Raw genomic sequence first — 19,333 nt, forward strand, 5'->3', positions numbered from 1 at the left:
CCGGCTTTCCAATAAGTGAACATGAAATAAGTTATGTAAACAATGCTAGATATTTTCGTTTCCGCATACGTGCTTCCGCATCCTTAAAAAAATGTATAAAAAGCCAATCGTCGAGCGTTTCAGACAAAGGCCGCGTGGGTATATAACCATGTCAGGTGCGTGATGAATCCGCCATATGAAATATGCTCGGATATCCTATCGAAATCAAGGAGGAGCGGAATGGAAGATGCCGCCCATATCTTGCTTGTTGACGACCGTCCGGAAAACCTGATGGCCATCGAAGCGATACTGGCCGGAGAGCCTTACGTCTGCGTGAGGGCGTATTCGGGGATCGAGGCGCTGCGCTGTCTGCTCGAAAAGGAATTCGCAGTGATCGTCATGGACATTCACATGCCGGACATGGACGGGTTCGAGACCGCGGCCATGATCCGCGCCCGCGAGAAATCGCGTGTCGTTCCGATCATATTCGTTTCGCAGGATGCGCACGAGGGCCAATACGATTTCGACGGACATGCCGGCGGAGCCATCGATTATCTGACCAGACCGCTCGCGCCACATATTTTCAGATCTAAGATCGCAGGCTACGTCAGCATGTACGAAACGAACAAAGCGCTCCAAATGCAGAGCGAGCTTCTGCAGCAGCAAACCCGGCAGCTCGAGCGGACGAACCAAGCGCTCGTGCAGGCTAAGGAGACGGCGGAGATCGCGCTTCGGGTCAAGTCCGAATTTCTGGCGGTCATGAGCCATGAGATCCGTACGCCGCTCAACGGCATCATCGGTATGTCGGACCTGTTGCTATCGTCGGATCTGCCCGAGGAATACGCGAGCATGGTCGGCATCATACATACGAGCGGCAACGTACTGCTGTCGGTCATCAATCATATTCTCGATTTCTCTAAGATCGAGTCGGGCAAGATGGAGCTGGAGGAAGCGGAGTTCGATCTCCGGTTATGCCTGATGGAGACGATCGATCTGTTCACCGCCTCGTCGCGGGAGCGCCGGCTGGAGCTCATCGTCGTGCTGGACCCGGAGCTCCCTGCGACGCTCGTCGGGGACAAGAATCGGCTGCGCCAGGTGCTGATTAACATCGTGGGCAATGCCGTGAAGTTCACCCAGGTAGGCGGCGTCTATATATTCGTTAAGCGATTGTCGGAGGCGGACGATTCGTTGATCGTCGAGTTCACCGTCCTGGACACGGGAATCGGCATACCGGCGGACAAGATCGACCTTCTTTTCCACCCTTTCGCGCAGCTCGATACGGCGATGAACCGCAAGTTCGACGGCACGGGCCTCGGGCTGTCGATCAGCAAGTCGCTGGTCGAGCTGATGGGCGGCGAGATCCGAATCGAAGATACCCCCGAACAGGGAGCGATGTTCGTATTCACCATCCGCGCCTTAAGCGGGTCGGCGGCAGCCGGAGACCCGATGCGGCCGGAGGAGCTCGCGGTGCTGCCCGAGAGACCGGATGACGAAGTGCCTTTCGTTCCCGGAGACTTGCGCATCTTAATCGGGGAGCCGTGCCCGATCTACGGCGATCTGCTCGTACATATGCTGGACATGCTCGGGCTTAACGCCACGGTCGCCAAGGATGCGGCGGCGATGCGGGAAGCGCTGCTCGGCAGCGTCTATGATCTGGTGTTCGTGGACGAGGATTTGCTCGCGACGGCCGTGCCGCCTGGAGGCGCCGAGCGGCGCGGACGCACCAAGCGGGAGGCCAGGGAACCGCCATTCGTCGTAGCGCTGCGCTCTCGTGACGAGGAGGCGTCCGCCGGATCCGGCGAAGCGCCGTCAGCCGAAGGTATCGACGAATATATACAGAAACCGATATCCCTGGAGCGTCTTAAGCGATTAATCCGCAACAATTTTAAGTAACCATATTGTGCTTCATGGGGGATGAGGAGACAATGACGGATCGGAATATCGAGCAGCTGGCGGCGGACGGAATGCCGGACAGCGGGGAACTGCTGAATGCGCTCATGGCGTGGAAAAAAGGCAATTTCGCATATCGTATGCCCTATCACTATACGGGCGTGGCCGGCAAGGTCGCGGACACGTTCAACGAGATCATGGACATCCAAGAGTCCATGGTCACGGAGATTCAGCAGCTTGCCCGCGTGGTGGGCAAGGAGGGCAACCTGTCCCGCAGATTCGCGCTTCAGCACCAAGGGGGGGCATGGGACCAGACGGTCGAATCGCTGAACGGGCTGATCGACGATCTCACGCAGCCTACCAGCGCGATGGTCCGCGTGATCAACGCGGTCGCGCAAGGCGATCTGTCGCAGAAGGTGGAGCTCGAATTCGAAGGGAGGCCGCTGACGGGCGAATTCCAACGCACGGCCGCAAACATCAACACGATGGTCGACCAGCTGTCGATGTTCTCGTCCGAGGTCACCCGCGTTGCGCGCGAAGTCGGCACCGAGGGCAAGCTGGGCGGACAGGCCGACGTCAAAGGCGTATCGGGCACATGGAAGGATCTGACCGAGAGCGTCAACAATATGGCGAGCAATCTGACCGATCAGGTGCGCAACATCGCGGCCGTGACGACGGCGGTCGCGAAGGGCGACTTGTCCAAGCAGATTACGGTTAACGCCAAGGGCGAGATTCTCGAGTTGAAAAACACGATCAATACGATGGTCGACCAGCTGTCGATGTTCTCGTCCGAGGTCACGCGCGTGGCGCGCGAGGTCGGCACCGAGGGCAAGCTCGGCGGGCAAGCCGACGTCAAGGGCGTCTCCGGTACATGGCGCGACTTGACCGAGAGCGTTAACTACATGGCTTCGAATTTAACCAATCAGGTGCGCAATATCGCGGTCGTCACGACGGCCGTCGCGAACGGAGATTTATCGAAGCAGATCACGATGGACGTTCAGGGCGAGATCCTCGAGCTGAAGGTCACGATTAACACCATGGTCGGCCAGCTATCGACGTTCGCCTCGGAAGTCACGCGGATGGCGCGCGAGGTCGGCACCGAGGGGATTCTCGGCGGACAAGCGGAGGTCAGCGGCGTCGCGGGCACCTGGCGCGACTTGACCGAGAGCGTTAACTACATGGCTTCGAATCTGACCAATCAGGTACGGAACATCGCGGAAGTCACCACGGCGGTCGCCAAAGGCGACCTGTCGAAGAAGATCACCGTCGACGCGAAGGGCGAGATTCTCGAGCTCAAGAGCACGATCAACACGATGGTCGATCAGCTCGGCAACTTCGCCTCGGAGGTCACGCGCGTGGCGCGCGAGGTTTCCAACGACGGCATCCTCGGCGGCCAGGCGGACGTCAAGGACGTATCCGGCACCTGGAAGGACTTGACCGACAGCGTTAACTTCATGGCGGGCACGCTCACCGACCAGGTGCGCAACATCGCGGAGGTCACGACGGCCGTCGCGAAGGGCGACTTGACCAAGCAAATCACGGTTAATGCGAAGGGCGAGATCCTGGAGCTTAAAAATACGATCAACACGATGGTGGATCAGCTGTCCACGTTCGCATCGGAAGTTACGCGCGTGGCCCGCGAGGTCGGCACCGAAGGGATGCTCGGCGGGCAGGCGCAAGTAAAAGGCGTGGCGGGCACCTGGCGCGATCTGACCGAATCGGTCAACGACATGGCGTCCAACCTGACGGACCAGGTGCGGAACATCGCCGTCGTCACGACGGCTGTCGCCAACGGCGATCTGTCCAAGAAGATCACGGCTGACGTTCAGGGCGAGATCCTCGAGCTGAAAAATACGATCAATACGATGGTGGATCAGCTGTCGACGTTCGCGTCCGAGGTTACGCGGGTGGCGCGGGAGGTCGGCACGGACGGCAAGCTCGGCGGCCAGGCGCAGGTCAAGGGCGTAGGCGGCACGTGGAAGGATCTCACCGAGTCGGTCAACAACATGGCCCGCAACCTGACCGACCAGGTGCGCAACATCGCGGACGTGACCACCGCCGTCGCGCGGGGCGATCTATCCAAGAAGATCACCGTCGACGTCAAGGGCGAGATTCTCGAGCTGAAGAACACGATGAATACGATGGTGGACCAGCTCGGCAACTTCGCGTCCGAAGTCACGAGGGTGGCCCGCGAGGTCGGCACCGAGGGCAAGCTGGGCGTGCAGGCGGACGTCAAGGACGTATCCGGCATGTGGAAGGACTTGACCGACACGGTCAACTACATGGCGAGCAACCTGACGATCCAGATGCGCAACATCGCCGGCGTGACGACGGCGGTCGCGAACGGCGACCTGTCCAAGAAGATCACCGTCGACGTCAAGGGCGAGCTGCTCGAACTGAAGAATACGATCAATACGATGGTGGATCAGCTCAACTCGTTCGCCTCCGAAGTTACGCGCGTGGCGCGGGAGGTCGGCACGGACGGCAAGCTCGGCGGGCAGGCGCAGGTGCGTGGGGTCGGCGGCATCTGGAAGGATCTTACAGACAACGTTAATATCATGGCCGCCAATCTGACCGACCAGGTGCGCGGCATCGCCAAGGTCGTGACCGCGGTCGCGAACGGCAACCTGAAGCTCAAGCTGACCGTGGACGCCAAGGGCGAGATCGCCGAGTTGACCGAGACGATCAACAATATGACCGATACGCTCGCGATCTTCGCCGACCAGGTCACCACCGTATCCCGCGAGGTCGGCGCGGAGGGCAAGCTGGGCGGTCAGGCGAGCGTGCCGGGAGCCGCCGGCACCTGGCGCGACTTGACCGACAACGTTAACTACATGGCGAGCACGCTGACGACGCAGGTGCGCGCGATCACGAACGTCGCCACCGCGGTGACGAACGGGGATCTGTCCCGGACGATCGACGTGGCCGCCGCCGGCGAGGTCGAGACGCTCAAGGACAATATCAACGAGATGATCCGGAACCTCAAGGAGACGACGCGGATCAACACCGAGCAGGACTGGCTCAAGACGAATCTCGCCAAGATCTCCAGGCTCATGCAGGGCCAGCGGGATCTGTACGCGGTCTGCCGCATGATCCTGTCGGAGCTCGCGCCGCTCGTCTCGATGCAGCATGGCGTCTTCTATATGAACGAAGCCGTGAACGGCCACTCCGTCCTGAAGCTGTTCGCCAGCTACGCCTTCCACAACCGCAAGCATCTGGCGAGCGAATTCCGCGCGGGCGAGGGGCTGGTGGGGCAGTGCCTGATCGAGAAGCAGCGCATCCTGCTGACGAACGTGCCGGGCGATTATGTGGTCGTCTCCTCCGCGCTGGGCGAAGCGACGCCGCTCAATATCGTGCTGCTGCCGATCATCTTCGAGGATCAGGTGCTCGCCGTGCTGGAGCTCGCTTCGTTCAGATCGTTCAGCGAGATCGACATCGCGCTGCTGGATCAGCTGACCGACTCGATCGGCATCGTCATCAATACGATGCAGGCGAACCAGCGTACCGAAGAGCTGCTCATCCAGTCCCAGTCGCTCACGGAGGAGCTGCAGAAGCAGCAGCTCGAGCTGCAGAATACGAACGAGGAGCTCGAGGACAAGGCAAAGCTGCTCGTCATTCAGAAGGCCGAGGTGGAGAGCAAGAACAACGAGGTCGAGGTGGCCAGGCGCTTCCTGGAGGAAAAAGCCGAGCAGCTGGCGCTCACGTCGCGCTACAAATCCGAGTTCCTCGCGAACATGTCGCACGAGCTGCGCACGCCGCTCAACTCGCTGCTGCTGCTCGCCGAACAGCTCGCGGACAACCTGGACGGCAATCTCGCGGAGCATCAGGTGAAGTTCGCCAAGACGATCCAGGACTCCGGCCATGAGCTGCTGAACCTGATCAACGATATTCTCGATCTGTCCAAGATCGAATCAGGCACCGTATCGGCGGAGTACAGCGAGCTCAACCTGCGAGAGCTGACCGACGGGCTCGACCGTTCCTTCCGGCATATGGTGGACGAGCGCTTGCTCGCGTTCCGCATCCGGATCGAACCCGAGGTGCCGACACGCATCGTCAGCGATCCGAAGCGTCTTCAGCAGATCCTGAAGAATCTGTTGTCCAACGCCTTCAAGTTCACGGAGAAGGGCGAGATCATGCTCCGGGTACGCAAAGCGACGGAAGGATGGAGCGAAAGCGCGGAGCGTCTCAGCCGCGCCGCGTCGGTGCTGTGCTTCACGGTGAGCGACACGGGCATCGGCATTCCGAAGGACAAGCAGCAGATTATATTCGAGGCGTTCCAGCAGGCGGACGGCAGCACGAACCGGGTATACGGAGGCACCGGCCTCGGCCTCACGATCTCGACCGAGATCGCGGAGATGCTCGGCGGCGAGATCACCTTGTTCAGCGAACCGGGCAGCGGCAGCGTGTTCAACCTATATCTGCCGATCGACGCATGGGACGTTCAGCCGGAGCCCAAGGTCCGGCACGTGCCGGAGGTCATCGACGTCGCGCCGCCTAAGCGCATTCGGCTAACGCCGCCGAGCCAGGGCGAAGAGCTGCGCGACGACCGTGACGACTTGCAGCCCGGCGATTCCGTCTTCCTGATCGTGGAGGACGATCTGAAGTTCTGCGAGATCGTGCAGGACGCGCTCGCGCGCAAGGGCATCAAGACGGTCGTCACGTCGAAGGGGATGCAGGCGCTGGAGCTGGCCAAGCGGTACAACCCGATGGCGATCACGCTCGATCTGCACCTCGGAGACACGGACGGCTGGCTCGTGCTCGAGCATCTCAAGAACGACATGGCGGTCCGCCATATTCCCGTCTGCGTCATTACCGTCGACGAGGACAAGACCGAGCTGCTCCGCAAGGGCGTATACGATTATCTATGCAAGCCCGTCACCAACGACGAACTGGACATCGCGCTCGAGAGCCTTAATTCGTTCGCCACCCGCAGCGACCGGCAGCTGCTCGTCGCCGTGAAGGATCAGGAGCGCAGGCAACAGATCGTGGAGTCGCTCGCGGGAGGCAGGCTCCGGATCACCGCGGTCGATACCGCGCGCAAAGCGCTCAACCAGATCGGCGGGAAGCCGTTCGACTGCGTCGTGACCGACGGAGAGCTCGCGGACATGTCGATCCCGAAGTTCGTGCGCGAGATTCAGAAAAAGTCCGCGGGAAGGCGCATACCGATCGTCGTGGAAGGCGGCATCAAGCTGGCAGGCGAAGAGCAGGAGGAATGGGAAGAGATCCTGAGATCCTCCGTCGTAAAAGAGGCGCGCACGGCCGTACAGCTGATGGACGAGACGACGCTGTTCCTCCATCGCAAGTCGGAAGAACTGCCGGAAGGCTCGCGGGAAGCGCTCGAGCGCATCTATGAGTCCGACGCGGCCATCCAGTCCCGCAAGGTGCTCGTCGTCGACGATGACGTTCGCAACATTTTCGCCTTGACGACGATATTGGAGCGTCATCAGATGACCGTACTTCCCGCGGAGAACGGCCAGGCCGCGATCGACATCCTGGAGCGGACGCCGGATATCAGCATCGTCCTGATGGACATCATGATGCCGGTCATGGACGGCTATGAGACGACGCGCGCGATCCGGGCGAATCCGGCGTTCGCGGATCTGCCGATCATCGCCCTCACCGCCAAGGCGATGAAAGGCGACCGCGAGCTGTGCATCGAGGCAGGCGCCTCCGACTATATCACCAAACCGGTCAACAGCGCGCAGCTGCTCGCGATGATGAGGAGCTGGCTGGACCGAGGGGAAACGCAGTAAGGAGAAGCCATTCCCGTTCATTAAATCAAGCAGGAAAGCATCCGCAGCCATCCGGGCGATGGCGGGGTGCTTTCCTGCTTTTTTGCCGTATGGTATCGCCCGCGACCGTGCCTTGATGCGCAATGAAATCCGCAGCATCAATCGACACATCACGTCACCCGGAACGGAGCCGTGCAGGATTCCGTTGAATGTTCACCCCGGGGAAGGGGGAAGATGCGCTTTCATTCGCTTCGTCGACAAAGGAAATCTAAATATTCGTTGACCGTTTGACATGTTTTTCAAGGGGCCGTCTGTACAATCTATCCTATATTCACGATTCGCTCGTCCTTCAACAATCGAAGAGAGGTGCTGTTATGCGTGGAGATAAGAAGAGATACCCCCTTGTCGTACTGCTCGTCGCGACGCTGTTCGCGACGCTTGGCCTGACCTCGCTCGCTAGCCTGCAAGACGCGGTTCCCGCCGCGATAGCCGCTCCGGCCCTGTCTCCTCTGCCAGCCCCGGCTCCAGCCGATGTACCGCGCCCGCAGTCGGGCGCTGCGATACCGCTCCGTCTGCCGGATCCGATCCCGGCTCCCGCTCCGGCGGATGATGCGTTTCCGCTTGCCTACGAGGATGGTCCATCATCCGTCAACCCCAACGATCTCCCGCCGGATAACCGGAAAAAGCCGCTTAAATTCACGCTGGACGAGGAGCTTCGCGCCAGCGGGAACGGTTCGCTCGCCAACAACGGCGAACCTGACGGAACGCCTGAGGCAGCGCCTAAGCCGCCGGCGGTCGCCCCATACATAGTAACGGCTTATTATCTGAACGTGCGCGCCAATCCGTACAACGGTTCTAAGGTGCTCCGCGTAGTCAAGCAGGGGACGCAGCTCGAAGTCCTGTCGCGGACGGATAAAGGCTGGCTTCGCTTAAAGGACGGCGGGTACGTGCACGGCGGATACGCCGAACCCGCTGGCGAGGCGGCGTCAGGCTCCGCAACCGGCGCTAAGGCGGAGACGCAGCCCCTCCCCGAACCTGCCTCCGAAGGGAAGCCGCCGTCCTCCGCCGCGAGAGAAGGCGCAGTCCAAGCCGCTGATCCTAAGCCGGAATGGACGCCGCAGGAGGCGTCTCCCGACGAAGACGCGGACCCGGCCCGTCCGACGAACCGGGTGCGATCGGACTCGGGACTGACCGAGGCGCATATCGCGAAGCTGTTCAAAGACACTGCGCTCGCCGGGCACGGCATCGAGGACGTGGTGCTCGAGATCGAGGAGAAATACGGCATCAACGCCTTCTTCACGATCGCGGTGATGAAACTCGAGAGCGGCAACGGCAAGAGCAAGCTGTCCCGGACCAAAAACAATCTGTTCGGCCTGAACGCGACGTCCGGAACCGCCAAGGCGTTCAGCTTCAAGACGAAGGCGGATTCGGTCCGCAAGTTCGGACAGCTCCTCTCGGATAAATACGTGGACAAAGGGCTGACGACCGTCGACAAGGTGGCGGCCAAATACTGTCCTGCAAGCTCGAGCTGGGCCGGGAAAGTAATGGGAATCATGAAAAGCGATTTTCGCAAGCTATAATCCTAAGTTATAATATGAAGAGGCTTGAGACTGTCGATCATCCGACAGTCTTTTTGCATAACGACTTCGTTCTACAGGATGTTTCAAAATAAATAGCCTAGGGTATAGACAGTCCGTATAGACTTGAAACAGATCGGCGGACATGCGAAAGGAGATCAACGCAATGTCGAGCTTGCCGCAACTTTTAACCGAAATAGGAGAAAACTGGATACGATCGTCGCGACACGGCATCGGCGTCTCGGATTCCGGCGGTCGCTGGCTGTACGTCAACGACGCGATGTCCCGATTGCTCGGATGCGGAGCGTCGGAAGCGCTTGGAAGGCCGGTAGATTCTTTTCTTTACCCGGACGGACGGGGAGTCTCGGATCTTGCGGGGATCGCGAACGGACTGTCGCAGGATACGCGCTGCGTTAGACTGAAGGACCTGGCGGGCGAACCCGTATGGGTCGATGCGGCGAGCAGCAGGATCGTGCCCGGCGACGGCGGAGAGCCGCTCTCGCTCTGGCAATTTTACGATGCGTCGGACAAAAAGCGGATCGAAGACCGGCTGGAATGGTCGTTGGAGCTGAAGCGGGTCATCGGCGAGAATATCGTAGATCTATATTACATATGCGGCGAGGACGGGAAGATCGTCGAAGCCGGCCCCAATGCGCATGCGCTGCTCGGATTCCAGCCGGGCGAGCTGGCCGGCATGGACGAGCATCTGCTTTTCGACGGGGAGGATCTGGAGCACTACAAGGGGCAGTGCCCCTTGAACGGATCGCTCAAGGAATACCGGCTGAATCACAAGAACGGGAGGACGCTGTGGTTCGAGGCCAGCGTGAAGACGGTTCGCGACAAGAGCGGCCGCTGCTTCAAGCTGTTCATCGGGCGCGAGGTCTCGGGTCGCAAGAAGCACGAGAGCATGTCGGCCGAGGCCGAGCGGATCGCCGCGATCGGCAGCTGGGAGTGGGAGGCGGCGAGCGAGCGCTTCTCCTATTCGACGAATCTGGCGCTGATCTACCAAGATGCGCCCGACCGCGCGGGCGGAGGGCAGTTGAACCTGCTTAATCTGGTCGCGCCAGAGGAGCGCGAAGCCTTCGCGAACCTGGCGAGGGAAGCCGCGAAGGGCGGCGAGCTGAGCTTCGAGTCGCGCGTGCCGCTGCCGGACGGATCGTTCAAGTATCTGCACATCCGCGGAATGGCCCTCTATACGGAGACGGGCGAGCTGGCGGGACTCGTTGGCACGGTGCAGGATATTACGGACCGCAAGCTCGTCGAGCTCAAGCTGCAGGAGAGCGTCGAGCGGTACACGTCCCTCAAGAAGTACAATCACGACGCCGTCATCTCCATCGATCTGCAGGGGCGCGTCATCAACGGCAACCGGGTCGCGCAGGAGCTGACGGGCTACACGACGGCCGAGATGATCGGCAACCCGATCTCCAGATTCACCGGCTGGAAGCAATTTATGCCGCTGAGCGGCGCTGCGAACGCGTCGGATGCGGAGATCCAGCTGAGCGACAAGATCACGCATAAGGACGGCAGCACGCGCGAGGTGCTGACGACACTGGCGCCGATCATCATCCACGGCGACAATGTCGGCTATTATCTGATCATCAAGGATATTACCGAACAGAAGAAGCTCATGATCGAGAAGGAAACCGCCGAATCGACGAACAAGGCAAAAAGCGAATTTCTCGCGATGATGAGCCACGAGATCCGCACGCCGATGAACGGGATCATCGGCATGACCGATCTCCTGCTGGACGGGGACAATCTGACCGACACACAGCGCAGTTACCTCGACGTCGTGCGCAAGAGCGGGGAGACGCTGCTCAATATCATCGGGGAGATTCTCGACTTCTCCAAGATCGATTCGGGAAAAACGGAACTCATCCTGGAGCCGTTCGATATCCGCGCCTGCGTCAGCGAGTCGGTGGACGTGGTCTCCGCCAAAGCGCTGGACAAGGGGCTTAAGATCGAGGTCGCGGTCGATCGCCGCGTGCCCAAGTCGGCGGTAGGCGACGCCAGCCGCCTGAAGCAGGTGCTGATGAACCTGCTCAGCAATGCCGTCAAGTTCACGTCGTCGGGCGGCGTGCACGTATCGGTCGCGCGCGACGGATCGGAGCATGGCAAGGTCGGCTTGAGGTTCACGGTGAAGGATACCGGGATCGGCATTCCGAAGGACAAGGCGTACAGGCTCTTCCAGCCGTTCTATCAGATCAACAATCAGATCACCAGGGAGACGGAAGGGACCGGTCTGGGGCTCGCCATCAGCAAAAAACTCGTGGTCCTGATGGGCGGCGATATCTGGCTCGAGCAGCGGGAGGAGCCGGGCGCGGCCTTCTCGTTCACGGTCGTGCTGGAACCCGCCGAAGACGTCGAGGAAGCGTCCGAGCAGACGCTTGTTACGCAGGAGCAAGACCCCTCGAGGCCGCTGCGTATTCTGGTGGCGGAGGACAACAAGATCAATCAGCTCGTCATGCTCAAGATTCTCGAGAAGCAAGGTCACCGCGTATCGATCGCTTCGCACGGCATCGAAGCCGTGGAAGCGGCCACGCGGGATACGTACGATCTTATTTTCATGGACGTGCAGATGCCGGGCATCGACGGCCTCGAAGCGACCCGGATGATCCGCGACCGGCTGCCCGCGGATGCGTGCCCGGTCATCGTGGCGGTGACGGCCAACGCGCTCAAGGGCGACCGGGAGCGATTCATGGCCGCCGGCATGGACGAGTATATGAGCAAGCCTATTTACACCGGGATTGTGAGAGAGATGATCGGGAAGTTTTTTAACCGCTCCTAAAGATCGCCCGCGGGGCATCCTTTAAAATAAAGGATACTGAAAGAAGAGATTCCATTGACTGAGGTCAGCAAGCTGCCGTTTCACCCCGTGCTGTCTGCATGGTTCGGATCAACGTTCGGGGCGCCCACGGATATCCAGGAGCGGGCATGGGCTTCGATCGGCGCCGGCGCGCATACGCTGATCGCCGCGCCCACCGGCTCCGGGAAGACGCTGGCCGCCCTGCTTCCTTGTCTGGACAGGATCGTCGGCCGCGATGCGGGCGGGGACGCGCGAAGATCTGCCGTGCGCACGTTGTATATTACGCCGCTTAAGGCGCTGAATAACGATATACATCATCACGTGAGCGATTTTGCCAGGCAGCTGGACGCTTGGGCGGCCGAGCACGGCGCGCGTTGGGCGGGCATACGGAGCGAAGTGCGGACCGGAGACACGACCTCGGCCAAGCGGGCATCCATGCTGCGCAATCCGCCGGATCTGCTGGTGACGACGCCCGAGTCGTTTTATTTGCTGCTGACTTCGGTCAAGGGACGGGACATGCTATCCACGGTGGAACAAGTGATCGTCGACGAGATTCACGATCTGGCCGCGGATAAGCGCGGCTCTCATCTGTCGCTCTCGCTGGAGCGACTGGAGGCCTTATGCCCGCATCCCGTACAGCGGATAGGCGTATCTGCGACGCAGAAGCCGCTGTCCAGAGTCGCCCGGTTTCTGGGCGGCTGGCAGGAGGCGCAGCCGGGCGACGCGGACGTCGGCGCGGAAGCTTCCGCGCCGGATGCGATGCGCCCGCGGCCGGTGACGATCGTCGAGAGCGGGATGATCAAGCGTCTGAGCGTGAAGGTCACCGTACCCGAGCCTTCGGCGCCGTCTGCCGGACGCGAAGCGGTATGGAAGCCGCTGCTCGACAGGATCATGCAGGCGATCGAGGGGAGCCGCTCCGTGCTCCTGTTCGTGAACAGCAGGCGGCTATCTGAAAGGCTAGTGCTGCGCCTGAACGACCACGTAGGGTATGAGATGGCGCGCTCCCACCATGGCAGTCTATCCCGCGAGCGCAGACTCGAGGCCGAGCGGCTGCTCAAGAGCGGCGAGCTCCGCTGCATCGTCGCGACCTCGTCGCTCGAGCTCGGCATCGATATCGGCCATATCGATCTGGTCGTCCAGATCGATACGCCGCTGGCCTCCGACCGGGGCATCCAGCGGATCGGACGCGCCGGACATGCCGTCGGCGAGGAGAGCCGCGGGCTCATGATCGTGCGCGCCAAGGCGCTGCTGCCCGAGGCTGCCGTGCTGAGCCGGCTCGTCGCGCGCCGCGAGATCGAGGACATCGTCATCCCCTACGGGCCGATGGACGTCCTCTCTCAGCAGACCGTCGCGATCGTTGCCATGGACGATTGGCAGGCGGACGATCTGCTGCGCCTGGTGCGTCGGAGCGACAGCTATCGGGGCTATGACGAGCGGCGATTCCAAGAGATGCTTAAGGTGCTATCCGGCTTCTATCCCTTTTTCCGTCCGCTGCTCGACTGGGATTCGCGGACCGGGGCTCTGACAGGCAGGCCGGTCGGCAGGGCGGCCGCAGTCCGCGGCGCGGGCACGATCCCCCAGAGCGGCGGATATCCCGTCCATCATATGGACAGCCGGGCGCATCTGGGCGAGCTGGACGAGGAGTTCATTCAGGAGAGCCGGGTCGGCGATGTCTTCCAGCTCGGCGCGGGCTCCTGGATGATCCGCGAGATCAAGAACGACCGCGTCTACGTCGCCGAAGCCGCCAACCGGTTCAGCGAGGTTCCGTTCTGGCGCAACGAAGCGGGAGGGCGCTCGTACGAGCTGGGTCTTAAGATCGGCGCGTTCTGGCGGGAGATCGCCGCGCGGCTCGGTCTTGGGGAAGCGTTCGCGGATCGGAGAGCAGCCGGCGGGGACGTCGCCGGAGAGCGAGAGGCGGACGATACGGTCTCGGCCTGGCTGCAGGACGAATATGGCATGGACGCTGCCGCCGCGGAGGAGCTGATCGGCCACGTGCGCGCTCAGCATCGGGCTTGCGGCGTGCCGACCGACGCGCGGATCGTCGTCGAGCACTATCGGGACGTAATGAACCAGACGCATATGGTCATTCACAACTTTTTCGGCCGCAGCGTCAATCGGGCCTGGCTGCTCGCGCTGCAGCGGCAATTCGAGCTGATCATGCCATATCGGCTGTACGGCAACGCCAAGGACAACGGCATCGAGATCGTGCTGCCGGAGTGGGACGCTTCGTGGCTGCGCATCGTGAGCCAGGTCTCGGCGTCGAACGTCGAGACGCTGCTGTCCGAGGCGGTGACCGGCTCTCCGCTGCTTGCCGTGGCCTTCCGCAAGATCGCGGAGACGTCGCTCCTGCTCTCGCGCAGCTTCACGCGCACTCCGATGTGGCAGAAGCGGCTGCGCAGCGAGGAGCTGCTGAGGAAGGCGCTGCCGTACGGCGCGCAGTTTCCGTATCTCGCGGAGGCGATGCGCGAGGCGCTTCATGAATACTTGAGCTACGGCGATCTGCGCCGCATGCTCGAAGGGATCGAAGAAGGCCGGATCGAAGTCGTCGTGCGCGAGACGCCGTATCCTTCGCCGCTCGCCTCTCAGTTCATGGCCGACTACGTGAACATGCGCATCTACGAGGGGGACGGCCTGGATGAATCGACGCGGAATCAGATTCTACAGATTAACCAGGAGCTGGCCCGAGATCTGTTCGGCGGGAGAGAAGCGGGCGCCGCCGTATCCGACGAGGCGTTCGCCAGCATGGAGGCCAGCCTCGCGTCGCCTGCGCGCGAGCCGGGCGGTCCAGGAGATCTATCGGCGCTGCTCAAGGCGAGAGGAGATCTGACGGCGGCCGAGATCGCCAAGGCTGCCGGCGAACGCAGCCTCGTCTGGCTCCGGCAGCTTCAGGAGAGCGGCGGCGCTGCTGCGCTGCTCATGCCCGGCGACGAGGAGACGCGATATATTGCGGCAGACGAAGCGGACCTGTACGCGCGGTTCCCGCAAGACCCCGCCTCCGTCGTGTTCGTGCTCGGCCGGTATGCGGATCACCGCATGTCCTTCACCGAAGCGGATCTGATGGAGCGCTATCCGGCGCTCGACCGGAGAACGGCAGCCGATGCGGTGAATCTGCTGCTCGACCGGAACATGATCCAGCGGGCTCCGCATGCGGCGGGCGAAGATGAACGTCTCTGGACGAGCGTGCAGGTCGCCTCCAAGCTCGTCCGGTGGTCCGTGCGGCATGCCCGCTCCCTGGCCGAGCCTGCCGACGCGATCCGTTGGTGCAGCCAGATCGCGCTTCTGCAGCATGCGCTGCCGGGCACCCAGATGCAGGGCGCCGAAGGCTTGCTCGCCGCCATCGACAAGCTTCAGGGCATCTTCCTGCCGCTGTCGCATTGGGAGACATTGATTCTGCCCGCGCGCGTGCCGGGCTATCGCAAGGAAGATCTCGACATGCTCTGCGCGACGGGCGAGGTGATCTGGATCGGAAGGCGCGAGGAGGAGGAGCGAGAAGGGAAGGTCGCCTTTTTCCTTGCGGACAACAAGGCGCTCTACGCGCCCTACGCCGAAGCCGCGGTCCGGCAGGAGCCGAAGACGGCCCACCCGCGCCTCGTCCGGCTGATCCGGGAGAGCGGGGCGAGCTTCCTGACGAAGCTCTCCCGCGAGTCGGATATGCTACCCTCGGAGCTGTTGCCCGCGCTCATCGACCTGGCATGGGAGGGCCTCGTCTCGAACGACCAGTTCGCGCCGCTGCGCCTTCATGCCGACGCGGCGAGGTCCAAGCGGCAAGCGCATGGACGAACAGGCTCGGGTCTCGGTCGTTGGTACGCCGTGACGAGCCTGCTCGACGCCGAACGCGAGACGGAGCCGGACGGCGGCTTGCCGGGCGGACGAGAAGCCGGAGGAGGACCGGCGCCGGCGCTCGTATGGACCAAGCATCTGCTGGATACGTACGGCATGGTGAACCGGGAGCTGGTAGCCAGGGTTTCTCCGTATCCTTGGGATGTGCTGGTCCGGGTGCTGCGGCAGCTGGAAGATTGGGGGATGGTCACCCGGGGCGCCTTCATCCGCGGCCTCGATGCCCTGCAGTTCGCTACGCCCGCCTTCAGGGACGCCGTCAAGCGGCCGCCGGTCGCCGGCGAAGGTCAGCTGGCCGTCCTGTCGGCGGCCGATCCGGCCAATCCGTTCGGGCTGATCGCCGAATGGCCAGACGGCGGGAAGGGCGTGTCCTATGCCCGCAAGCCCGGCAACTTCCTGCTGCTGGACGGCGACAAGTGGCTGTATTGGGTGGAGAACAACGGCAAGCGCGTCTTCAGCCTCCAGCCGGAGGCCGACGACCTGAAGACCCGCGGCGAGGCGGAACGGCTGCAAGCCGCTTTTCAGACGATCATCCGCAGGCAGAAGCTGGTCAAGCTCAAGCTGGACGAGTGGAACGGCGCAGCGGCGGCGGAGACGGAGGCGGGGCGCACGCTGTTGTCCGCCGGCGCGGAGAAGCAAATGCGGTCGCTCGTGCTCTGGCTGCGGACGTGAGCGTATAATTAAATAAAATCGAATGTTCATATTTTTAGTATATAATATATATTGGTTTATAAAATGAGACGTGATCCACATCCGGAAGAATGCGTGTCTGCAACCGGATCTTGCTCCTCTAACTGAAAGGTGTGGACGAATGAAAACCGATTATGTCGACGTCCTCGCAAAAATTTCGGATCAATTATACAACTCCGGCATTGACGTGATGCAGACGGCAAGCCGCTTAATCCCGGCCAATACATTCTGCATCGCCAATCTGGACCGCGTCTCCACCGTCGTTCTGAACGCCTTTAACCGCGATAAAGTCATCCTGACGGAAGGCTTGGTCGTCGCCAACGAGGAGTCTTACTGCGCCCTCGTCACGGAAAAGGCGCAGGGTCCGCTCATTATCGAAAATAATATGACGCATCCGCTCACCAAGGACATGCCGGCGACCCAATTCGTCGGAGGCTGTTCCTTCCTCGGAGTGCCGGTGCTTACGCCGAGCGGCCAGATTTTCGGCTCGCTGTGCGCTTTCGACGACCGCTTCTATGCGTTCGAGGAGCGGGACGTCGAGCTGCTGCTGTCGTTGTCCCGGTTCTTCACGAACATGCTCGCGCTCGATGAATCCGTCGAGCAGCTGAAGTCTGCGCAGGCGCAGGCGATATGCGTGCTCGAGGAAAAAGCCAACCTGCTTGCCGTGCTGAGCCACGAGATCCGCAACCCGATGAACGGCGTACTCGGCATGGCCAGCCTGCTGCACTCGACGGCGCTGACGGAGGAGCAGAAAAGCTATGTGGAGGTCATCGAGGAGTGCGGAGAAGGACTGATGGCCATGCTGAACCAGATTCTCGAGCACTCCAAGGTCGAGGCGGGACGCATGCCGGTAGAGACCGGTCCGTTCGATCTGGCCGACTGCGCCGAGCAGGTCATGCAGATGCACGCGTTCGCAGCCGGGAAAAAAGGCATCGTACTGCGGCTCTCCATCGACGACAAGCTGCTCGGGGGATACGAGGGGGACGGCTTGAAGCTTCGGCAGATTCTCGTCAACCTGGTGAGCAATGCGGTCAAGTTCACCGAAACAGGAGAAGTCGTGTTGTCGGTTAGGAAGGAAGACAGGGCGGTATCCGATGGGAAGATATGGCTGTCCTTCAGCGTGAAGGACACGGGGATCGGCATCTCGCCCGAGCGCAAGGACCAGCTGTTCCGTTCGTTCTCCCAAGTTCACGATAAATCGTTCAAGGACAACTATGGCGGCATCGGACTCGGCCTGTCGATCTGCCGACAATACGCCGAGCTGATGGGCGGTACCGTCGAACTCACGGATACCGGCCCGTCCGGCACGTGCTTCACGCTCACCGTTCCTTTATATGCGCTGCACGGCCGTCATGCATCGCACGCAGGCTGAACCGCACGCAAGCGACTGCCGCCTGCGCGCGGTTCTCTACTGTCGACGGCGATCCGCCGCGCCTCGATTATCCCCACTTAATCCCGGTCTTGATGCCCGCGCCATGCCCGGCCGCATGTCCGCCGAGCTGCATGCCTACGCCTTGCGGCCCCAGGTGCGCACCGGCTTCGAGACCTAATCCGTACTTGCCTCCCACATGACCGCCGGCATTAGCCTCCAATCCATCGCCCTTGCTCAGATTGCCTTGGGCATGCAATCCGGCGCCATGCGGGCCTCCGAGCTGGGCGCCGGCCTTTAAGCCGGTTCCTTCGCCTCCGCCGACCTGCGCTCCGGCCTGAATGCCCGCGCCGTACGTTCCGCCCAACTGGCCGCCGATCTTTGCATGGATGCCATGACCGCCGCCGATTCCGCCGCCAGCCTGCAATCCGAGACCATGCTCGCCTCCGACATAGGTGCCGGCATGAACGCCCGCGCCATGGCCGCCCCCATAATAACCTTGCGCATGCATGCCCGCTTGGAGCGGACCGATATGACTCTGCGCCTGGACGCCGGCCTGATGCGCCGGAGCATGCGAGTCCTGCGGCTGGTTAGGCGCGATCGGCATCGGCATCTGCTCTAGACCGGGATACCCTTGGCCCGGCTGATACGGATCGGCATAATACGGACGAGACGCATGGGCGACGGAATAAGGACCGCCCGGATATCCATAATAAGCAGGTGCGACGCCGTTAAAAGGTTGAACGTAACCGTAGCCGAAGCCTTGGCCGTAGGATCCACGTGGGTTGACGTACATAGAGCCCGCCTCCATCTTCTTGTTTTGATGAGATAGCCTATTCCGCTCGCGCCCTGCGTGATACCCGCCCGGGACAAAATGGGCGCATCCGTAGGCAAGCGCCGCCGTACGGGGTATATGGACTTCGAAGGCCTTAATAAGCGCAGCCAAAGAAGGGAGGAGCCGATATGCCAGCATCGCTCGCGGATGTCACGCAATGGCTCGAATCGCAAGTGGGGAAGGTACTGGTCGTATCCAAGCATGAGGATGACGATCTCGATGAAGTCAGAATACGGCTCGAGCGGGTCGAAGGGAGAGGCGAACGCACGGACGCCCTCGACGACTACACCAACAGTCCCGCGCTGCTGCTCCGGGGCCACGGAACCGTCGTCACGGAAGGCAGGGAAGAAGCGCTGCCTACGGACACGTTCGAGATTCCGCTGGAGGGACTCAGCCTGACGGAGACCGCGGACGGGACCGCCCTGCTCGTGACGGAGCGCGCCCGCTATTCGATCAAGGTCGGCGAATGAACATCAAACGCCCGCAACCGAAAAGGCCGCGGGCGTTTTGCCGATTAATGGAGCGGGAAGGCGTTCAATCGCCAGCGTCGATGGCGCTCTTGCCGCCGTAGACAACGATGCCGCCGCCGACGAACATGCAGACGATCAGGATAATCGC

The 19,333-nt window shown here is 61.6% G+C and carries 8 protein-coding genes; 7 read left to right on the forward strand and 1 reads right to left on the reverse strand.

Translation table 11 applies throughout. The features are described 5' to 3' along the window. The first annotated feature begins 219 nt into the window (after positions 1–219). From PQG80_RS03600 to PQG80_RS03625, 6 genes are all read left to right on the forward strand, one after another. Positions 220–1,872: an ATP-binding protein gene (locus PQG80_RS03600; protein WP_271749753.1), complete on the forward strand. Its 1,653-nt coding sequence runs from the start codon at positions 220–222 to the stop codon at positions 1,870–1,872. 32 nt (positions 1,873–1,904) lie between these two features. Beyond that, the gene (locus PQG80_RS03605) at positions 1,905–7,622 is read left to right on the forward strand and encodes a HAMP domain-containing protein (protein ID WP_271749754.1); all 5,718 of its coding nucleotides are present in this window, start codon (positions 1,905–1,907) and stop codon (positions 7,620–7,622) included. Positions 7,623–7,975: 353 nt separating this feature from the next. After that, positions 7,976–9,181: a glucosaminidase domain-containing protein gene (locus PQG80_RS03610; protein ID WP_271749755.1), complete on the forward strand. Its 1,206-nt coding sequence runs from the start codon at positions 7,976–7,978 to the stop codon at positions 9,179–9,181. Positions 9,182–9,344: 163 nt separating this feature from the next. Next, positions 9,345–11,966: a PAS domain-containing hybrid sensor histidine kinase/response regulator gene (locus PQG80_RS03615; RefSeq protein WP_271749756.1), complete on the forward strand. Its 2,622-nt coding sequence runs from the start codon at positions 9,345–9,347 to the stop codon at positions 11,964–11,966. 54 nt (positions 11,967–12,020) lie between these two features. Next, the gene (locus PQG80_RS03620) at positions 12,021–16,493 is read left to right on the forward strand and encodes a DEAD/DEAH box helicase (protein WP_271749757.1); all 4,473 of its coding nucleotides are present in this window, start codon (positions 12,021–12,023) and stop codon (positions 16,491–16,493) included. 139 nt (positions 16,494–16,632) lie between these two features. Further along, positions 16,633–17,883 carry a GAF domain-containing sensor histidine kinase gene (locus PQG80_RS03625; protein ID WP_271749758.1) on the forward strand — a complete coding sequence of 417 codons (1,251 nt, stop codon included), beginning with the start codon at positions 16,633–16,635 and terminating at the stop codon, positions 17,881–17,883. Between the two features lie 67 nt (positions 17,884–17,950). On the opposite strand, the gene PQG80_RS03630 is transcribed toward PQG80_RS03625, so the two are convergent. After that, the gene (locus PQG80_RS03630; protein WP_271749759.1) at positions 17,951–18,676 is read right to left on the reverse strand and encodes a hypothetical protein; all 726 of its coding nucleotides are present in this window, start codon (positions 18,674–18,676) and stop codon (positions 17,951–17,953) included. 167 nt (positions 18,677–18,843) lie between these two features. Here PQG80_RS03630 and ymzB point away from each other — a divergent pair, with 167 nt between their 5' ends. Next, positions 18,844–19,185, forward strand: coding sequence for a protein YmzB (gene ymzB, locus PQG80_RS03635; RefSeq protein ID WP_271749760.1), 342 nt, complete (start codon positions 18,844–18,846; stop codon positions 19,183–19,185). Positions 19,186–19,333: the final 148 nt, after the last annotated feature.

This window comes from Cohnella rhizoplanae (genome assembly GCF_948329515.1).
Taxonomy (GTDB): domain Bacteria; phylum Bacillota; class Bacilli; order Paenibacillales; family Paenibacillaceae; genus Cohnella; species Cohnella rhizoplanae.